The following is a 16,621-nucleotide window of genomic DNA, read 5'->3' as shown; positions in this document are numbered from 1 at the left end:
AAGGTGCGCGGCCGCCAGGAAACCGCGGGGAACCAGAAGGACGCTCACGCGCGTGGGCCTCACACCGGGAGGAGGCGCACTCCGTCGCGGTTGCCGTACATCTGGCGTCCCTGTCCGGCCGAACTGATGATCCACACCAGGTCCGAGTCCGGCGTCTTGGAGTCAACGCGGCCGGTGTACGAGTGCCCCGAGGGAAGCGTGACCTCGACACTGGCCCCGACCTTGATGGCTGCCCAGTCCTCCGCGGGCAGCCACACCTCGTCGGTGATGTCCGGCTGCGCGAGCCGGCGGCCACGCCGACGGGACGTGGCCTTGACCTTGGCCACGCCACCCCGTGTCATGCGACGCCCTCCAGGATTTTGACCCGTGGCTGCACGGAGACGTACTCGCCCTTGAAGAAAAGGAGGGGATCGACGTCGGAGCGGGCGCCCAGGGCGTGGATCGCGGCCACCACTATGGTGTGGTCGCCGCCGTCGTACTCCTGGTGCAGCTCGCAGTCCACCCAGGCCAGGGCGCCGTCGAGGACAGGGTTGCCGAGGGGCGACGGCGAGTGCTCGACTCCGACGAACTTGTCCGCACCGGACCGCGCGAACTGGGCCGCGAGATGCTGGTGGTCCGCGGGAAGGATGTTGACGGTGAAGCGGCCTGCCTGGCGCAGCAGCGGCCAGGTACTGGAGGTCCGTGCCGGGCTGAAGGTCACCAGCGCCGGTTCCAGCGAGAGGGACGCAAAGGACTGGCAGGTGAACCCGGCAGGGCCGTTCTCGGTTGCCGCGGTGATCACGGTCAGGCCCGTCGCGAAGTGGCCCAGCACGTTGCGGATCCGGCGCGGGCTGAGGTCTGAGAGTTCCGTCATGGCGAGTCCTTTCGAAGCGTGTAGACCCAATCAAGCACCTTGCTGGCGGCTTCCCAAGCCCGGCTGCAACGAACTGACGCGCACGGAAACGCAGCTTCACCGGCCGAAGCGGGGCGTAACAAAACCGGCCAACTTCCAAGCCCCAGCAAATCGGGACCAGTTCCGAATTTGCGGACATAACCTCGCGAAATTGCCGCATATGGGCAAATATGGTGTCATGCCGAAAATACGCATCTCCGAAGCCGCGCGCTTCCTGGGCGTCAGCGACGACACCGTCCGCCGCTGGACCGAAAGCGGGACCCTGACCCCGGTTAAGGACGCCTCCGGCCGGCTGGCCGTCGAGGGGCTCGAACTCGCCCACCTCGCCCGCAACCAGGCGCAGCTGCCCGAGGACCCCACCCGGGTCGGCAGCTCGGCGCGCAACCGGTTCGTTGGCCTGGTCACCGGCATCACCGCGGACAAGGTCATGGCCCAGGTGGAGCTGCAGTGCGGCCCGTTCCGCGTTGTCTCCCTGATGAGCAGCGAAGCCGTCCGTGACCTCGGCCTTGAACTCGGGTCCGTGGCCACCGCCGTCGTCAAGGCCACCACCGTCATCATCGAAACGCCTCAGGGAAAGAGCATCATATGAGCACCATCCACGTGCGCATTGGCGCCGTGCTGGCCGCCGGAGTCGTTACCGCCGGGCTGGCCGGCTGCGCCGCCTCCAATACGGCGGCCGGCACAACCCAGAGCGGCAGTTCGACGGCGGCCGGCACCGGCACCGTGACCGTGTTCGCCGCCGCGTCCCTCAAGCCGACGTTCACCAGGATCGCCTCCGAGTTCGAGGCCGCAAACCCGGGCACCAAGGTCACGCTCAACTTCGCCGGGTCCTCGGACCTGGCCACGCAGATCAGCCAGGGCGCCCCGGCCGATGTGTTCGCCTCCGCCGACACCAGGAACATGGCCAAGCTCTCCGACGCCGGGCTCACCGACGGAACGGCAAGCAACTTCGCCACGAACGTCCTGGAGATCGCCGTCCCGCCGGGCAATCCGGCGTCGGTCAGTTCCTTCGCCGATCTGGCGAAGCCTGGCGTCAAGGTGGTTGTCTGCGCGCCGCAGGTGCCCTGCGGCTCCGCCACCGAGACGGTGGAGCAGGCCGCCGGAACCACCCTGAAGCCCGTCAGCGAGGAATCCTCTGTGACTGATGTGCTCGGCAAGGTCACCTCCGGGGAAGCCGACGCCGGGCTGGTCTACGTCACCGACGTCAAAAACGCGGGCGACAAGGTTAAGGGCATCCCGTTCAGCGAGTCGGACCAGGCCGTGAACACCTACCCCATCGCCACCGTGGGCAGCAGCAAGAACAAGGAACTGGCCAGGGCCTTCATCGCCACGGTCACCGGCAGCGAAGGCAGGAAGGTCCTCAGTGACGCCGGTTTCGGCACCCCGTAACAAGGCCGGGACAGCCCGCAAAACTAACCGGCGGGACACCGGCTACACGGGTGTCCCGCCCTGGGTCTTCGCCCTCGCGGCAGCAGGGGCTCTGTTTGTCCTGCTGCCGCTGGCCGCCATGGTGGCCAAGGTCAACTGGGGCCAGTTCATCCCGCTCATCACCTCCGAATCCGCCCTCACCGCGCTGGGCCTGAGCCTGCGGACCTCGGCCGCCAGCACGGTGCTGTGCATCGTGCTCGGCGTGCCGCTGGCCCTCGTCCTGGCCCGTGCCAGTTTCCCGGGCCAGCGCCTGCTGCGGGCCTTCGTGCTGCTCCCGCTCGTGTTGCCCCCGGTCGTCGGCGGCATCGCCCTGCTCTACACGTTCGGCCGCCAGGGCATGCTCGGGCGCAGCATCGAACTGGCCGGAATCCAGATCGCTTTCTCAACCACCGCCGTCGTCCTCGCCCAGACGTTCGTGGCGCTGCCTTTCCTGGTGGTCAGCCTCGAGGGCGCCCTCCGCACGGCGGGCACCAAATACGAGGCGGTCGCTGCAACCCTGGGCGCCCGTCCCACCACGGTGCTGCGTCGCGTCAGCATCCCGCTGGTACTGCCCGGCCTGGCTTCCGGTGCCGTACTGTCCTTCGCGCGCTGCCTGGGTGAGTTCGGCGCCACCCTGACATTCGCCGGCAGCCTGCAGGGCGTCACCCGGACCCTGCCCCTGGAGATCTACCTGCAGCGGGAAACCGACGCCGATGCCGCCGTCGCCCTTTCCCTGGTGCTGGTGGCCGTGGCCGTCGCCGTCGTCGGGCTTTCCTACCGGCGCCCCCGGGCGCTGGCGGCAGAGGCAGGAGCAAAGTGACTTTCACGCTTAACGCCGCGCTGACGGCACGCAACTTCGACGTCTCCCTCACGCTCGGAGCCGCCGAAACCGTCGCCGTGCTGGGCCCCAACGGCGCCGGTAAGTCGACACTGCTGGGGATCATCGCCGGGCTCCTCCGCCCCGACAGCGGGCACGCCGTGCTCGGACAGAAATCGCTGTTCAACCTCGACGGCGGGAACAGCCATTTCCTGCCGCCGCACACGCGGGGAACAGCCTTGCTCGCACAGGAACCGCTGCTGTTTCCGCACATGAGCGTGCTGGAGAATGTCGCCTTCGGGCCCCGGGCAGCCGGCGCCAACCGGGCAGGTGCGCTGGAGACGGCGCGGCATTGGCTGGCCGAGGTAGAGGCCGCGGAGTTCGCGGACCGGCGGCCCGGCCAGCTCTCGGGCGGCCAGGCGCAGCGCGTCGCCATCGCCCGCGCCCTGGCCACAGACCCCGAACTGCTTCTGCTCGACGAACCCATGGCTGCCCTCGACATCCATGCCGCCCCCATGCTCCGCCGGCTCCTCAAACGGGTCCTCGCCAACCGCCGGGCCATCATCATCACGCACGATGTCCTGGACGCGCTCATGCTCGCGGACCGGGCCATCGTGGTCGAAGGCGGACGCATCACCGAGGAGGGGCCCACCCGCGCGGTCCTGGAGAAACCGCGCAGCAAGTTCGCCGCCGGTTTGGCGGGCATGAACCTTCTGGCCGGCATCATCACCGGCCACGGGCTCACGTCCGACGGCGGGCTGGACATCACCGCCCACCCCGAGGACGGTGCCGTCCCCGGCCAGGACGGCGTCGCCGTCTTCTCGCCGACGGCTGTTTCGGTCTTCCTGAGCGCCGAGCACGGCAGCCCGCGGAACTCGTTCGCCGTCACCATCACGGACCTGGAACCCCACGGCGACCAGATCCGCGTCCACGCCGGCGGCCTGTCCGCGGACATCACCCCAGCAGCCTCGGCAGACCTGGGACTCACCCCGGGAATGACCGTCTACTTCGTCATCAAGGCCACCGCCATCGCGGTTTATCCGGCGTGACTGTGCAGCTGCAGCCGCGCAAAAAAGTCCGCGATGATCAGTCTCGAGTCCACACTCGTGTAGGTCCTTCTGGACGGTGAACTGCCCGTTTCCTCAAACCTGGATGTGACGTCGTCGAGCCCGGTAATGACGAGCGGTGCACTGTCTCCCAGGCACCACAGCGGACCGAACTTGACGAAGTCCGGAACCTTTAGGCTGTTGAACCGCTCCCACAGCCACGTGCCGCCCGCTCCCGCGTTCCTGAGCGAGTAGTCCAGCTCGGCAACGGAAATGACGACTTCCCGGTACGTCTCCATGGGAAATTGCCACACGGCGAGTTGTTGGTTCGCCAGCACAAACCGGGCGGCGGCAGGATCCGTGTAGTAGTTGTATTCGTCCTCGTTCGCGGCGGCCCCGCCGACCCAAGCAAGGGTGAACGCGGCGGCGATGTCCGGTTCCAGAAGGAGCGCGTCTGCCACGTTCGTCAGCGGGCCGGCGCATACGAGGACCGTTGGCATGTCTGCAATAGCTCCTGCCCGGACAGCGTCAACGATGGACTGCGCGGCGGCTGTGTGCCGAGGCTGCCCGGTGAACGGCGCGTCGGAGCCGGCGTGAACGGTTGCCAGATCCGGGAGCTTCAGGACTCGGAGCAAGTCCTCGGCCAGGTCCGCCCCTTCCCGGGCCATGCCGTCGGGCGGCCCGAACATCGGGTTGGTCAGCGAGCTCGTGACCGCGATGATCCGGTTGGCAGGAGACAAGGCATGATGGGCTAGCCCGATAAGCCCATCCGGATCACCTGCCCAGTCATTGTCCAAGATAATCCGGCAGCGCGGCTCTACATTAATCATGTTCACCTGATTAAGCGTCCCCCGGTCAGGCCTGCCCTGCCTCCGACGATTTCAATGGGTGAAACCCGGTTTCAGCCGCTTGGCCAGCACCGCCGACAGCGCCAGAACCAGGAGTCCGGCCAGCGGCACCACGAAGAGGCCGGCGCGCAGGCTGGCGGCATCCGCGACGGCGCCGACAACCGGCGGCGAAACCAGGAAGCCCACGCGCATCAGCCAGCTGACCATGGTGAGGCCGGTCCCGGGCCGCAGCCCGGGTAGTTCGTCCGCGGCGTGCATGGCCGCAGGAACGAGCGTTGCCACGCCGAGGCCGGCTGCCGCGAAGCCGAGAATCGTGCCGGGGATGCTGGGGACGGCCAGGGCGGTACCCATGCCGACGGCGGCAATCAGTCCGCCGGCCCGCGCCACCGTCCGCTGGCCGAAGCGGTCCACGAGCCGGTCGCCCAGCAGGCGGCCGACGAACTGCGCCCCGGTCAGCGCCACGAAGCCGAACCCGGCGAGTGTGGTGGCCGCGCCGAGGGTGTCGCTGAGGTAGATGGCGGACCACGAACTGCCGGCATCCTCCACCAAAGCCACAGCCGTGGCGATGAGCACCAGTGCGGCCAGGACGCCGTACTTGGCGACTGTTCCCCGGGCGGCCGACGACGGCTCCGGGCCAGGTGCCGCTGTCCCGTCCGCCGCAGCGGCGGCGGACTCGCCGTCGTCGTCCGTTTCCGGCCCGGGCAGGAGGAAGCGGTAGCAGCACAGCGTCAACGCCGCGAACAGTGCGGCCGAGATGCTGAGTTGGATTCCGGGCGCAAGATCCAGGCCCGCCGCCGCGGCCCCCATCAGGCCGCCCAGCACGGCTCCGATGCTCCACACCGCGTGCAGCGAGTTGATGATGGAGCGCTGGTACAACCTCTGGACACGCAGCCCGTGGGCGTTCTGGGCCACGTCGGTGACGGCGTCCATCGCTCCGGCGAAGAACAGCGCGGCGGCGAGCATCGCCCAGGACGGTGCCATGCCCGCGCAGAGGATCCCCAGGCTGGTCAGAATGGTGCCCGCGACCGCCACCCGCGAGGACCGAAAACGGCGGATCAGCACCCCGGCGGCGAGCCCGGCCAGAAGGGCGCCGAGCGGAAATGCCGCCACAGCAAGCCCGAATTGGGCGTTGTTCAGACCCAGCTCCGCCATGATGGCCGGGTACCGGGGCAGCAGGTTGGCGAAGAGCGCGCCGTTGGTGAGGAAGAGGATGGCGACGGCGGCACGCGCCTTGCCTGGCCCGGCCGGGGCGGCGATCGCGGCGGTGGACGGCGCCGTTGTTGAAGGGTTGTTCACTGCGGAATCACTATTCTGTTCACGGCGTCGCGAACGGTCTCAACGGACATGGGTTCCAGGGCCAGCGCCCGGTGGATGGAGAGGCCCTCTATCAGAGCGTCCAGCATCACCGTCGTGGCCGGATCAAAGTGGCGTTCCAGGGCGGCGCGGCTCCTGGCCATCCAGGTATCGGTCACCCGGCGCAGGTCCGGGCGGCGCGCGGCCAGGGCGTAGAGCTCGTAGGTGAGCAGAATGTTCCGGCGTTCCCCGAGCAGCTCGCCCGCGATGAGGCCCACCACGGCTTCCCGCGCCGCGTCCGGCCCCTCGGCGTTAGCCAGGGCTGCCTCGAACCCGTCCGCGGTTTCGTCAGCGAGCTTCGTGAAGGCGGCCGCGAACAGATCGTCGAGGCCCTTGAAATGGTAGGTCAGCGAACCGAGGGGCACATCCGCTGCCTGGGCGACCTTCCGGTGGGTGGTGGCGGCAACGCCGTGTTCGGCGATGACGTCCAGGGCCACCTCGATAAGCCGCTGCCGGCGGTTGGGGTCGTGGCGGCGCACGCTCATATGCTGCGGATGACGCGGGCCGGGTTGCCGACGGCGACGACGTTGGCCGGCACGTCCTTCGTCACCACGGCCCCGGCGCCGATTACCGAGTTCTCGCCCACGGTCACGCCGGGCAGGATGATCGCGCCTCCGCCGATCCAGACGTTGTTCCCGATGGTGATGGGCTGCGCCGCCTCAAGCTTGTCCCGGCGCGGCCCGGGCTCCACGGGATGGGTGGGCGTCAGCAGCTGGACATTGGGGCCGATCTGTACGTCGTCGCCGATGGTGATGGGGGCAACGTCCAGCGCCGTGAAGTTGAAGTTGATGAAGGTCCGGGCGCCGATCCGGATGTACTTGCCGTAGTCGACGAAGAACGGCGGCCGGATGTCCGTACCCTCACCGACCGCGCCGAGGAGGTCGGCAAGGATCCGCTTCGCCTCCTCGCGATCCCCGGCCCACGTCCTGCCGTAGCGGTCGGCGAGCTCCATGCCGCGGGCGTTGTCGGCGGCAAGGTTCGGATCGTCGGCGATGTACAGGTCTCCGGCCAGCATCCGTTCCTGCATCGTCCTGCTGTCGCCGGCAAAATACTGCTCCACAATAAATCCCTCCAAAAGGCGTTATGTACAAACGTACACTGGTTGTGTACGGATGTACATAACGCCTTGAGAAAGGTCCTCGACGGGAAGGGGTCAGCTCTTCGCCACGTCCAGCTCGACGACGGCCCAGGACAGCGCGGGCAGGCTCAGCCGGAGTTCGGAGCCGCTTGCCTTGGCCCCTTCGAGCGGCTTCAGGCCCACGCGGTCCGGGCTGCCCTGGGTGTTGATCGTGAAGCGGTCCCCGCCCTCCGGGATTTCCAGCACCTCGGCGCGGAGCACCTTGCGGGCGTCGAAGCCGCGCAGGGCCACCTCGACGTCGGCCGCCTCCTCCAGGCCCCGGTTGGCGAAGAACAGCGCCACCCGGCCCGTTTCCTCGTTCCACGTGGCACTGACGTCCACGAGGTCGGTGTCGCCGAACCGGGCGTTCCCGTACTTGTCCGAGTCGACGGACAGGCGCAGGATCTGGCCCTTGGCCAGTTCGGCCATCCGGGCAAAGGGGTGGAAGATGGTCTGCCGCCAGGCCGGGCCGTTTTCCTCACTGAAGATCGGCGCGATCACGTTGACCAGCTGCGCCTGGTTGGCGATCTTGACCCTGTCGCCGTGGCGGAGCAGCGAGTTGAGCAGGGTGCCGACCACGACGGCGTCCGTCACGTTGTATTTGTCCTCAATGACCCGCGGGTGCTCGCGCCAGCCCGCCTTGGTCACGTTGTGCGGCTGGTCCTCGGTGTCGAGGCCGCGCTGGTACCAGACGTTCCACTCGTCGAAGGACAGGTTGATGTTCTTCTTGTGCTTGCCCTTGGCGCGGACGGCGTCGGCCGTGGCGACCACCGACTCGATGAAGTAGTCGGTGTCGACGGCGCTGGCGAGGAAGCTGCCGACGTCGCCGTCGTGCTCCTGGTAGTAGGCGTGCAGCGAGACGTAGTCCACTTCCTCGTAGGCGTGGGTCAGCACGGTCTGTTCCCAGGCGCCAAAGGTCGGCATGCCGGAGTTGGAGCTGCCGCAGGCCACCAGTTCGATGTCCGGGTCCACGAACCGCATCGCCTTGGCGGCCTCCTGGGCCAGCCGGCCGTATTCCTCGGCCGTCTTGTGGCCGATCTGCCATGGCCCGTCCATCTCGTTGCCGAGGCACCACAGCTTGATGTTGAACGGGTCCTTGTGGCCATTCTTGGCGCGCAGGTCGGACAGGTAGGTGCCGCCGGGGTGGTTGGCGTACTCCACGATCTCGCGGGCCGCGTCCACTCCCCTGGTGCCGAGGTTGATGGCTTCCATGATTTCCGTGCCGGCCTGCCGGGACCAGTCCACGAACTCGTGCAGGCCGAAGGCGTTGGTCTCCAAGGTGTGCCAGGCGCCGTCGAGCCGGCGGGGGCGGTTTTCCCGCGGCCCGATGCCGTCCTCCCAGTTGTAGCCGGAGACGAAGTTGCCGCCGGGGTAGCGGATGACGGTGGCGCCGAGCTCCTTGACGAGCTTGAGCACGTCCTGCCGGAAGCCGTTCTCGTCGGCCTCCGGGTGGCCGGGCTCGTAGATGCCGGTGTAGACGCAGCGGCCCATGTGCTCAACAAAGGAGCCGAAAAGGCGGCGGGGTACTTCCCCGATGGTGAAGTCGCGGTCGAGGGTGATCCTTGCGCGGGACATGTGGGGTTCTCCTTGGTGGTGGAACTGGATCGTCAGAAATCAGGTGAAAAGCGAAGGTTCCGGATCAGGTGCCGGCGAGTCCCGTCGTCGCAACGCCCTTGATGATCTGGCGCTGGAAGAACAGGAAGACGAGGATGAGCGGCAGTGCCGCGAGCAGCGCGGACGCCATGTTCTGCGCGTACTGGATGCCGTAGGCGCTCTTGATGGTCTGCAGCCCCACCGGCAGGGTCAGGATGGAGCCGTCGTTGGTGGAGATGAAGGGCCAGAGGAAGTTGTTCCAGGCGCTGATGAACACGAAGATCGCGACGGCGGCCAGGATGGGGCGTGAGAGCGGCAGGATGATCTGGGTGAAGATCCGCATCCGGCTGGCACCGTCCATCACAGCGGCCTCCTCAAGCTCACGCGGGATCTGGTCGAAGAACTTCTTGAGCACGAACACCATGGCGGGGTGGATGACCTGCGGCAGGATGATGGCCCACGACGTGTCAATCATGTGCAGCGCCACCATCTGGTAGAACAGCGGGATGATCAGCACCGGCGGAGGGATGATGATGGAGGCGATGATCACCGTCATCAGCACTTTCTTGCCGCGGAAGTCGATCCGGGACAGGGCATAGGCCACCAGCGCGGAGATGGCCAGCGTGATCACGGTGATGGCCGCGGAGGTGTAGAGGGAGTTCCACGTCCACAGCGGGATGTTGCCGTCCTGGAATACCTTGACGAACGCATCGGCAGTGAAGCCCGACGGCGGGATCCAGCTTACTTTCGGCGCTGCGGCATCCGTTTCGCTCTTGAAAGCGGTGACCGTAGCCCAGGCGAAGGGGATCAGCCACAGGACGGCGAGGATCGCGGCCACCGCCAGGACGGCGGCCCTGCCGGCGGTCATCTTCTTGCGGGGCTGGCGGACTTGTGTGGCGGATGTGCCGCGAAGGGCGGGACGGGTGAGGGTCTGGGTTGCCATGGTTATGCACTCCTGCGGCGAGTGATGAAGAACTGCATGACCGAGACGGCCACGATCAGCCCGAAGAAGATGTAGGAGATGGCTGCGGAGTAGCCCAGCCGGTAGCCGGTAAACCCGGTTTCGAAGATGTACTGCACCACGGGCCGGGTGGAACCCGCGGGGCCACCGGCGGTCATCTGGTAGACCTGATCGAAGATTTTCAGCGAGGCCAGGATTTGCAGGAGCACGATCATCACGGTGGTCGGAGTCAGCTGCGGCAGGGTGATGGAGAAGAACTGCCGCCAGGCGCCGGCCCCGTCCAGCGACGCGGCCTCGTAGTGCTGGGCGGGGATGTTCTGCATGGCGGCCAGGTAGAGCAGGAAGTTGAAGCCCACCGTCCACCACAGCGTGGCGATGACGATGGCCCACATGGCTACGTTCGGGTCGTTCAGCCAGGCCACCTTGGGAAGCCCGATCTTCGCCAGCGAGTCATTGATCAGGCCCAGCTGCGGGTTGTACATCCAGGAGAAGAAGAGGGAGACCACCGTGGATGCGAGCAGGTACGGGGCGAAGTAGGAGAGCCGCCACAGCCACTGGGCCGGCAGCCCGACGTTGACCAGTGCCGCCATAACAAGGGCGACGAGTACCAGCGGAACCGTGCTGATCACCGTGAAGTACAGCGTGTTGCCGAGCGAGTGCCACATGTCGGCGTCGGCCAGCGCTTCGGCATAGTTGGCCAGGCCGATCAGGCTGTCATTGGCTCCCGTTAGGGATTTGCCGGTCAGGCTCATGTACAGGCCGTACAGGAGCGGCCAGACGAGGAACACCAAGAAGAACGCCAGGAACGGGGCGGCAAAGCCCCAGCCGTTGAGGTTGTCCCGGGTCCGGCGGGGACTGGACTGCGATGCGTTGGACCGGCCGGGTCCGGACGGTCTTTTGCGGGACGGGTTGCTGCGGAACTGGCCGGGCAGCGACGGCGCCTGCTCAGCACTTTCGGATGTTGCTAAGGAACTCATTGGGGACTCCTTTGTCGCTCAGTGGCCTCAGATACTCAGTGGCCTCAGACCGGGTTGGGCCGGGAAAGAAGGGTGTTGGTGCGCCGGACAAAGGCGTCCCAGCCGTCGGCTGCCTTGTCGCGGCCGAGGAGTACGTTCTGCACGTTTTCCGCAAAGTAGGTCTGCCAGTCCGAACCAGAGCCGCTGAACCAGGACTCGGGGTCGTAGGTGATGATGTCCGCGGCATTGGCGTAGTGGATCTGGGGCGTGAGGTCCCTGTAAGCCTGGGACTGCACAATGGGCTGGTAGGCCGGGATGTGGCCGGCTTCGGCCCAGGACAGCGACCCCTTGAGGATGTCGCTCACAAACTTGTACACGTCGCGGCGCTTCCCGTCGTCGACGTTCAGTTGCCGCGGCAGGACGAAGGAATGCGAGTCCGCGTACGACGCCGGGGTCCCGTAGAGCGTGGGAATGGTGGCGGCGTCGACGGGCAGCTCGGCCTTCTTGAAGGTGGGGAGTTCCCAGACGCCGCTGAACAGCATCCCCGAACCGCCGCGGGCGAATTCGGCGATCCCCGTTCCGATGTCCCCACTCTTTGCGGCGACGGTGTCATCGAACAGTGAGGCCATGAATTCCAGGGATTCGACGGCGGCGTCCCGGTCGGCCTTCATCGGCTGGCCGGGCGTGAGTTCCATGTCCGCCCCGTGCTGCTTGTAGAGCGTGTAGAAGAGGCGCCACATCTGCGAACCGCTGCCCAAATAACCGAAGGACAGGCCGTGCGCCTGCGTCACCTTCTGCATCTCACGGGCCATGGCGAGGAAGTCCTGCGGGGAGCTAACTTCCTGCAGCTGGCCGTTGGCGGCGAGCACTCCCGCCTTGCCGGCAACCTCAGTGTTGTAGAACATGACGAAGGGGTGGGAATCCAGTGCGATGGAGAACACCTGGCCGTCGTGCTGGCTCTTGTCCCAGATCCTCGGGGCGAAGCTTTCGGCCGTTACGCCGTGTTCAGCCAGCAGGGACATGTCCCACGGGTCGATGAGCCCGCCCGGCGCGTACCCGGGAACCCGGCTGGCGTGCATGATGGCCAGTTCCGGCGGCCTGCCGCCCGCCGATGCCATGGCCAGCTTGGTGTAATACGGCGGCCCCCACGCGAGGACGGTCGGATGGACCTTGAAGCCGGGGTTGGCCCCGTTCGCCGCGCTGATCATGGCCTGCATCTTGATGCCGTCGCCGCCGGACAGCAGATGCCAAAACGCAATGTCCCGAACAGCCGCCGCGGAGGCGGTTCCGCCGCAGCCCGTGAGTCCGGCGGCGGCTAAGACGCTGCCCAGGGCCGCGGTTCCTGCCAGTAGCTGTCGCCGGGACACCTGTCTGCCAGGCAACTGATTCCTCGCGAAAAAATCAAAGTGCTTCACCCGTCACTCCTTTGGATGGGTCCGCTGAAAGTAATCCTTGTGGCACCGCGCCAGCCGTTCCGGTTCGCTGTACCCCGTGACCGGTTGCGGCTGGCGTGTGATGCAGACCTCACATTACATCGTTGTAAAACAGGGCACAAGGAAAATTTGTTAGCGCCAACAATGTGATGGGGCGGTCTCGCTTAGCCCGGATCCTGGTTCAGGATGCGGTGCTCTCCCGTTCCACAATCCTGTAGTCCACGGTGACTACCTGCTGCTCACTGGCACGGTCCGCCATCCGCGCGGTGAGGAGGCGCAGGGCCTCGCTGGCCACCAGTCGCTTGTCGAAGGAAACGGTGGTCAGCGATGGCACGGCATATTGCCCATCGGCGATGTCGTCGAAGCCGGCCACGGCGACGTCCTCCGGAACCTTGATTCCGCGCTTCCACAGCACGCTGAGCGCGCCGATGGCCATGGAGTCAGTGAAGCAGAACAGCGCGTCGGGGAGCGGGTGCGCGTCCAGATAGGAGGCGAGCGCGTCCGCAGCCGTCTGGGGCGTCCACTTCTCGCAGGGGATCAGCAGCGAGTCATCAGGATCAATGCCGAGTTCATCCAGCGCGGCCTGGTAGCCGCGGGTCCGCAGAACTGCCGCTGCCGAGTGCCGGCCCTCTGCAGTTCCCAGCACGGCGATGCGGCGGCGGCCCGTCCGGGCGAGCGCGAGGGTCATGTCGCGGGCGGCGGCAACGCTGTCCACCCACACGCGGTCAGCCAGCTGCTGGGAGACCTCCCCCAGCAGGACCACCGGCGGCAGGGAGACGCCCACTTTGACGGCGCTTTCATCGAGCACCACGGGGTTGAGGATCAGGCCGTCGATGAGGTTGGACCGCGCCCGGGACATCAGTTCGTATTCGCGCCTGGGGTCGGAGCCGGTTTCCTCGATCTGTATGCTCCAGCCCTGCTCGTGGGCGACCTCCACCACGTGGTGCGCGATCTCCGCGGAGTAGGGGGTGGCCAGGTCCGGCAGCGCCAGGGCGATGACGCCTGACCTGCCGTTGCGCAGGCCCCGGGCGGAGAGGTTGGGCACGTAGTCGAGTTCGAGGATGGCCTGCTCCACCTTGAGCCGGGTGGATCCGCTGACCGGCACCACGCCGTTCATCACGTTCGACACAGTCTTAGGTGAAACCCCGGCATGGCGCGCGACGTCCTTGACGGTTGCGCGCACTGCTCCCCTTTCAACTACGGATGTGAACGATGTTACAGCCCGCTACCCCGCTTGGCTGGCGCCGGCAGCCAGCCCGGCTTTCCGGCGTCGGCCGTTCACCAGAATCAAAGCAACGACGGCGACGACGGCGGCCGTCGCTCCGCCGGCAACAACTGCGGGGAGAGCATTCCAGGAGCCGGGGGATGGTTGGGCCGCGGCTTCATTCGCCTGAGCTGCCGCGGTCGGCGCCCCGGACTCCGCCGGAGTTGCCGCCGTCGAATCGTGTGACGCCGCTGCCAGGGCTGCCGCGCTGAACCTGGACACCGCACCCCCGCCGGGGGAGGAACCCGGGCTGATCACGATGACCGAACCGTCGGGGGCCACCGCGAGGTGAGCGGGGCCGCCCTCGGTGGGGAGGGAGCCCGACACGTCCGAGGCCTCCGGACGGATGACGGACAGCTTCTGGGTCAGCAGGCTCGTCACGTACAGGGTGCCGTCCGGTGCGATGGCCACGTCCTGCGGGCCGCCCTCGACGTAGATCCGATCGGCAACGTCGCTTGCGCCAGGCTTGATGACGGCAATGTCACTGGACTTGATGACGGCCACGTAGACGGTCCCGTCAGGGCCGGCGGCGATGCCGTGCGGCGCCTGTGAGGTCCCAATGTCTGAGACGAATTCGACGGTTTTCGAGACGGTGTCCGCCCCGGCCGGAATCACGGAGACCGTGCCGGCGATCTGGTTGGACACGAACGCGGTTCCGTCCTTCGTCACCGTTACCTCTGCCGGACCCGCCCCGACTTTGACAGTCCGGTCCACGGCTGTCCCGTTCGGCGCGATGACGGAGACGGTGTTCCCCTCGGGGTTGGCGACGTATACCGTTCCGTCGGGTCCGGCGGCGAGCGGGTGGCGGCCTGCGGATACCCGAATGGTCCGTGCCATGCCCGTGGCTCCTGCCGGGACAACGCCGACGATGTTCTGGCCGGCGTCGTCCGATGTGGCCACGTAGAGCGTACTGTCCGGGCCGAGCGCGAGCCCGGTGGCCGGGTGGCCTCCCGTACTGATGGTGCGGGACGCCCTGGGGGCTCCGGCGGGAACCACGAAGACACCGCCGCCTTGGCCGTAATTGCCGAGATAGGCCGTGCCGTCGGCGGCAATCGCTACCCGCACCGGGGTGCCCCCGACGGAGATTGCCTCCTCAGGCGCTGCCATGGCCGGTGCGGCGGCCAGGCCCAGGAGTGCGCCGAAAACGGTAGTGAATGTGGCCCAGCGGTACTTCATGAAATTTTCCCCCAAGATTTCCCAATGATGCGTCGGCGTAAGGCCAACCGGAAGAAGCCTACTAGTTACCGGGACCGGCCCATTGACCGCCGCCCCCGGAGTCCCAATAGTGGGGGCATGGCCACGCAGATTTCCGATGCAGACTTCTCATCCGCCGAGGGCGTCGCGGAGTGGCGCGTGCTCTTCTGGGGCGCGAAAACGCTCTACGAAACTGGCGACTTCGCCACCGGCGCGAAGTTTGTTGCCGCGATCGCGGAGGCAGCCGAAGCGCTCGGCCACGCCCCGCTGGTGGACCTGCGGCCGGACACCGTCACAGTCCAGGTCGTCACGCCCGGTGTTGGGCTCAGCGACCGCGACCTCGAGCTTGCCCGCAGCATCTCCGGCATTGCCGCCCGGTTTGGGCTGAAGCCGGACCCGTCGGCTGTGCAGCACGTCCAACTCGCGTTCGACGCCGAGGACCGGCCGGCCGTCATGGAGTTCTGGCGGGCGGCGCTGGGTTACGTCGCCGTCGGGGACGAGGACCTGATCGAACCCAACCTCATCGGCCCGCCCGCATGGTTCCAGGACAAGAAGTTCGTCCCGCCGCGCAACCGCATCCACATGGACGTCTCGGTTCCGCATGACCAGGCGCAGGCCCGCATCGACGCAATCGTGGCCGCCGGCGGCCGCGTCCTCGGCGACCGCTTCGCGCCCGCGTGGGTGTCCCTCATAGACCCGGAGGGCAACGTGGTGGACATCTGCACGTGGCAAGGACGGGACTGACGTTCATCAAACAGTGAGGAGACACAATGAGCAACGAAGGTCCAGTGCTGGTCGTGGGCGGCACCGGCATGCTGGGCGGCAAGGTGGTCTCCGCCCTGCATGCCAACGGCAAGAAGGTACGGGCTTTGGTCCGTCCCGGTTCAGACGCCGCCGGGCTGCAAAGAGCTGACGTGGAGGTTGTCCGCGGGGACATGCTGGACCCGGAATCCCTGCTCCGCGGCATGGAGGGGGCTGACGCGGTCATCACCACGGCGGCCGGATACACCCGGCACAGCAAGGGTGACACCGCCGACATTGACATCACCGGCAACGCCAACCTGGCCGATGCCGCCGCCCGCGCCGGTGTCCGCAGGTTCGTGCTCACCAGCATCCTCACGTGCGACCAGACGCCCGGCGTGCCGCACTTTTGGCACAAGAGGCTGGCCGAGGACCGGTTGGAGGACCAGCATGTGCCGTTCGTCGCGCTCCGGCCGGGCGCCTTCCTGGACCAGGTCGCCCGGTTCGGCGGTGACCCGTTCGTCAAGCGGCGGCTGACCTGGTTCGGCTCGGACCAGGTTCCGATGACCTTCGTTCTGACGTCCGATCTCGCCGACTATCTCGCAGCCGCCGTCGACGCGGATGTGGCGCCCGGGACGCGGATCGATATCGGCTGGGACCGCCCGGTGTCCATGCACGAAATCGCGGACATTTCCGGTCGCCTCCTCGGCGAGCGGATCAGCGTCCGCTCCATTCCGGCCGGCCTCCTGCGCGCTGCCGGCAAGGTCCTCGGACCTGCGGTTCCCCTGACCCGGGACATGAGCGCCATGATCGACTGGTTCCAGACCGGCAAGTACGTCGCCGACACCACCCGCCAGCAGGAGGTCTTCGGCCCTCCTCCTACAGCGGAGGACGCCGTGGCCAGGTTCCTGACCGGCCTCGGGCACACTCTCCGGAAGTAGGCAGCTGGCCGAATCTCAAACGGAACGGACGACGGCGCGGAGGCTCCCGCCGTCGTCG

General features: G+C 67.1%; 18 protein-coding genes. 6 read left to right on the top strand and 12 right to left on the bottom strand.

All coding sequences use genetic code 11. The features are described from left to right. Positions 1-59: 59 nt before the first annotated feature. Positions 60-341 carry an efflux RND transporter periplasmic adaptor subunit gene (locus ACTHQX_RS14375; RefSeq protein ID WP_236805234.1) on the bottom strand — a complete coding sequence of 94 codons (282 nt, stop codon included), beginning with the start codon at positions 339-341 and terminating at the stop codon, positions 60-62. Next, positions 338-853 carry a flavin reductase family protein gene (locus ACTHQX_RS14370; protein WP_440157891.1) on the bottom strand — a complete coding sequence of 172 codons (516 nt, stop codon included), beginning with the start codon at positions 851-853 and terminating at the stop codon, positions 338-340. Before ACTHQX_RS14370 ends, ACTHQX_RS14375 begins: the two co-directional genes overlap by 4 nt. Before the next feature lie 217 nt (positions 854-1,070). Between ACTHQX_RS14370 and ACTHQX_RS14365 the strand changes: the two genes are divergently transcribed. Genes ACTHQX_RS14365 through ACTHQX_RS14350 form a run of 4 tightly spaced genes read left to right on the top strand, consistent with a single transcriptional unit; the run spans position 1,071 to position 4,165 of the window. Then, positions 1,071-1,481, top strand: coding sequence for a TOBE domain-containing protein (locus ACTHQX_RS14365; protein ID WP_440157890.1), 411 nt, complete (start codon positions 1,071-1,073; stop codon positions 1,479-1,481). Then, positions 1,478-2,281 carry a molybdate ABC transporter substrate-binding protein gene (gene modA / locus ACTHQX_RS14360; protein WP_440157889.1) on the top strand — a complete coding sequence of 268 codons (804 nt, stop codon included), beginning with the start codon at positions 1,478-1,480 and terminating at the stop codon, positions 2,279-2,281. Before ACTHQX_RS14365 ends, modA begins: the two co-directional genes overlap by 4 nt. Next, positions 2,256-3,119: an ABC transporter permease gene (locus tag ACTHQX_RS14355; protein ID WP_440157888.1), complete on the top strand. Its 864-nt coding sequence runs from the start codon at positions 2,256-2,258 to the stop codon at positions 3,117-3,119. Before modA ends, ACTHQX_RS14355 begins: the two co-directional genes overlap by 26 nt. After that, positions 3,116-4,165: a sulfate/molybdate ABC transporter ATP-binding protein gene (locus ACTHQX_RS14350; RefSeq protein ID WP_440157887.1), complete on the top strand. Its 1,050-nt coding sequence runs from the start codon at positions 3,116-3,118 to the stop codon at positions 4,163-4,165. The genes ACTHQX_RS14355 and ACTHQX_RS14350 overlap by 4 nt, the downstream gene beginning before the upstream one ends. On the opposite strand, the gene ACTHQX_RS14345 is transcribed toward ACTHQX_RS14350, so the two are convergent. The 10 genes from ACTHQX_RS14345 to ACTHQX_RS14300 all read right to left on the bottom strand — a co-directional run bounded on the left by ACTHQX_RS14345 (position 4,153) and on the right by ACTHQX_RS14300 (position 14,863). Beyond that, complete coding sequence (locus tag ACTHQX_RS14345; protein WP_440157886.1) at positions 4,153-4,992, bottom strand: nucleoside hydrolase; 840 nt, start codon at positions 4,990-4,992, stop codon at positions 4,153-4,155. The genes ACTHQX_RS14350 and ACTHQX_RS14345 overlap by 13 nt on opposite strands. A gap of 51 nt (positions 4,993-5,043) precedes the next feature. After that, entirely contained in the window at positions 5,044-6,306 is a 1,263-nt protein-coding gene (locus tag ACTHQX_RS14340; protein WP_440157885.1) for an MFS transporter, read from the bottom strand. Next, positions 6,303-6,848: a TetR/AcrR family transcriptional regulator gene (locus tag ACTHQX_RS14335; RefSeq protein ID WP_440157884.1), complete on the bottom strand. Its 546-nt coding sequence runs from the start codon at positions 6,846-6,848 to the stop codon at positions 6,303-6,305. Before ACTHQX_RS14335 ends, ACTHQX_RS14340 begins: the two co-directional genes overlap by 4 nt. Further along, positions 6,845-7,426, bottom strand: a complete 582-nt coding sequence (locus tag ACTHQX_RS14330) for a sugar O-acetyltransferase (RefSeq protein ID WP_440157907.1) — start codon at positions 7,424-7,426, stop codon at positions 6,845-6,847. Before ACTHQX_RS14330 ends, ACTHQX_RS14335 begins: the two co-directional genes overlap by 4 nt. A 90-nt stretch (positions 7,427-7,516) precedes the next feature. Further along, positions 7,517-9,055, bottom strand: coding sequence for an arabinosylfuranosidase ArfA (gene arfA / locus ACTHQX_RS14325; RefSeq protein WP_440157883.1), 1,539 nt, complete (start codon positions 9,053-9,055; stop codon positions 7,517-7,519). 64 nt (positions 9,056-9,119) lie between these two features. Continuing rightward, entirely contained in the window at positions 9,120-10,016 is an 897-nt protein-coding gene (locus ACTHQX_RS14320) for a carbohydrate ABC transporter permease (RefSeq protein WP_440157882.1), read from the bottom strand. Positions 10,017-10,018: 2 nt separating this feature from the next. Further along, on the bottom strand, positions 10,019-11,011 hold the full coding sequence (locus ACTHQX_RS14315; RefSeq protein ID WP_440157881.1) for a carbohydrate ABC transporter permease: 993 nt from the start codon (positions 11,009-11,011) through the stop codon (positions 10,019-10,021). A 44-nt stretch (positions 11,012-11,055) separates the two neighbouring features. Then, the gene (locus ACTHQX_RS14310; RefSeq protein ID WP_440157880.1) at positions 11,056-12,357 is read right to left on the bottom strand and encodes an ABC transporter substrate-binding protein; all 1,302 of its coding nucleotides are present in this window, start codon (positions 12,355-12,357) and stop codon (positions 11,056-11,058) included. 247 nt (positions 12,358-12,604) lie between these two features. Beyond that, positions 12,605-13,606 (bottom strand): LacI family DNA-binding transcriptional regulator, encoded by a 1,002-nt coding sequence (locus ACTHQX_RS14305; protein ID WP_236805247.1) that lies wholly within the window; start codon positions 13,604-13,606, stop codon positions 12,605-12,607. A gap of 42 nt (positions 13,607-13,648) precedes the next feature. Next, a complete protein-coding gene (locus ACTHQX_RS14300; RefSeq protein ID WP_440157879.1) occupies positions 13,649-14,863 on the bottom strand; it encodes a virginiamycin B lyase family protein in 1,215 nt (404 codons plus the stop codon). Between the two features lie 117 nt (positions 14,864-14,980). Between ACTHQX_RS14300 and ACTHQX_RS14295 the strand changes: the two genes are divergently transcribed. Continuing rightward, entirely contained in the window at positions 14,981-15,625 is a 645-nt protein-coding gene (locus ACTHQX_RS14295; RefSeq protein ID WP_440157878.1) for a VOC family protein, read from the top strand. Between the two features lie 26 nt (positions 15,626-15,651). Continuing rightward, on the top strand, positions 15,652-16,563 hold the full coding sequence (locus ACTHQX_RS14290) for an NmrA family NAD(P)-binding protein (protein WP_440157877.1): 912 nt from the start codon (positions 15,652-15,654) through the stop codon (positions 16,561-16,563). Positions 16,564-16,621 lie beyond the last annotated feature (58 nt).

It is taken from the genome of Arthrobacter sp. SAFR-023 (genome assembly GCF_051965295.1).
Classification (GTDB): Bacteria; Actinomycetota; Actinomycetes; order Actinomycetales; family Micrococcaceae; genus Arthrobacter.
Note: the sequence above shows the minus strand (reverse complement) of the source record. Positions and strands in the feature narration are given on the sequence as shown.

What these genes read in the sequence shown, in the direction of transcription:
- ACTHQX_RS14335 (WP_440157884.1), bottom strand. Translation starts at nt 6,848, where the DNA reads ATGAGCGTGCGCCGCCACGACCCCAACCGCCGGCAGCGGCTTATCGAG.
- ACTHQX_RS14345 (WP_440157886.1), bottom strand. Translation starts at nt 4,992, where the DNA reads ATGATTAATGTAGAGCCGCGCTGCCGGATTATCTTGGACAATGACTGG.
- ACTHQX_RS14290 (WP_440157877.1), top strand. Translation starts at nt 15,652, where the DNA reads ATGAGCAACGAAGGTCCAGTGCTGGTCGTGGGCGGCACCGGCATGCTG.
- ACTHQX_RS14320 (WP_440157882.1), bottom strand. Translation starts at nt 10,016, where the DNA reads ATGGCAACCCAGACCCTCACCCGTCCCGCCCTTCGCGGCACATCCGCC.
- ACTHQX_RS14315 (WP_440157881.1), bottom strand. Translation starts at nt 11,011, where the DNA reads ATGAGTTCCTTAGCAACATCCGAAAGTGCTGAGCAGGCGCCGTCGCTG.
- ACTHQX_RS14300 (WP_440157879.1), bottom strand. Translation starts at nt 14,863, where the DNA reads ATGAAGTACCGCTGGGCCACATTCACTACCGTTTTCGGCGCACTCCTG.
- modA (WP_440157889.1), top strand. Translation starts at nt 1,478, where the DNA reads ATGAGCACCATCCACGTGCGCATTGGCGCCGTGCTGGCCGCCGGAGTC.
- ACTHQX_RS14295 (WP_440157878.1), top strand. Translation starts at nt 14,981, where the DNA reads ATGGCCACGCAGATTTCCGATGCAGACTTCTCATCCGCCGAGGGCGTC.
- arfA (WP_440157883.1), bottom strand. Translation starts at nt 9,055, where the DNA reads ATGTCCCGCGCAAGGATCACCCTCGACCGCGACTTCACCATCGGGGAA.
- ACTHQX_RS14370 (WP_440157891.1), bottom strand. Translation starts at nt 853, where the DNA reads ATGACGGAACTCTCAGACCTCAGCCCGCGCCGGATCCGCAACGTGCTG.
- ACTHQX_RS14365 (WP_440157890.1), top strand. Translation starts at nt 1,071, where the DNA reads ATGCCGAAAATACGCATCTCCGAAGCCGCGCGCTTCCTGGGCGTCAGC.
- ACTHQX_RS14375 (WP_236805234.1), bottom strand. Translation starts at nt 341, where the DNA reads ATGACACGGGGTGGCGTGGCCAAGGTCAAGGCCACGTCCCGTCGGCGT.